General features: G+C 68.0%; 2 pseudogenes. Both read left to right on the forward strand.

Annotated features, from left to right (window positions below):
- Positions 1–333 (forward strand): annotated as a pseudogene (locus PGX04_RS31165) (hypothetical protein); the annotation flags it as partial.
- A pseudogene (locus PGX04_RS31170) lies at positions 330–862 on the forward strand (TIGR00341 family protein); the annotation flags it as partial. The pseudogenes PGX04_RS31165 and PGX04_RS31170, both read left to right, overlap by 4 nt.

Genomic DNA, 862 nt, shown 5'->3' on the forward strand with positions numbered 1-862 from the left:
CGCGGCGCGCTCGCGCTGGCCCGGCTCAAACGGTCCGCGACGGGCCGTCAGGAGCGCGACGTCATCGTCTGGTACGCCCTTGGCGAACGGCTCGCTCGCGACGGGTTCGACGTGGACTGGATGGCGGCCCACGCCGAACCCCGGTGTCCGGAGTGTCACGGCCGTCTCGCCTACGCTCCGGGGGCAGACGGTCCGATCGGCCGCTGCGGTAGCTCCTGTTGTGACACCCGCGAGGACCGACTCGACACCGTTCGGGAAACGGTCCGCTCGCTGTACGCACGAACGTTCCCTGACGATCCGACTCCCGACATCGATGCACTCGAACTACTGTGACCGATCGCGACGGGTATCGCGGGTCCGCTCGAGCCACGGAAACGTCGAACATGCGCCTACTGACGGTGCTTACCGCCTCGCAGTCGAGTACCGACGAGGTCACGACCGTGATCGAACGCCACGACCTCGAGTACAGCCTCACCGACCACACCGACGGCGAGAACCGGACGATAACGGTCCCAGTGCCGGCACACGCGGTCGAACCGGTGGAGGACGATCTCGCGTCGGTCGACGGCGACGTCACCGTGATCGTCGAAGAACCGATGGCGATCGTCGGAAACGACTGGGAGGGCTCGCCGCCCGACGGACGACGCGAGTGGCTCTCGTTCGAACGCATCTCCCGGAGCGAGCTGCGCTCGAAAGCCCGGTCACAGCTCCCCTCGCTCGTCATCTTTACCGCGATGACGGCGATCAGCGGCGTCGTCGCCACCACCGGCGTCCTGCTGGATTCGCTCGCGGTCCTCGTCGGCGCGATGGTGATCGCTCCCCTGCTGGGGCCGGCGATGGCCTCGAGCGCGGCGACCGTGCT

Source organism: Natrinema soli, assembly GCF_028618695.1.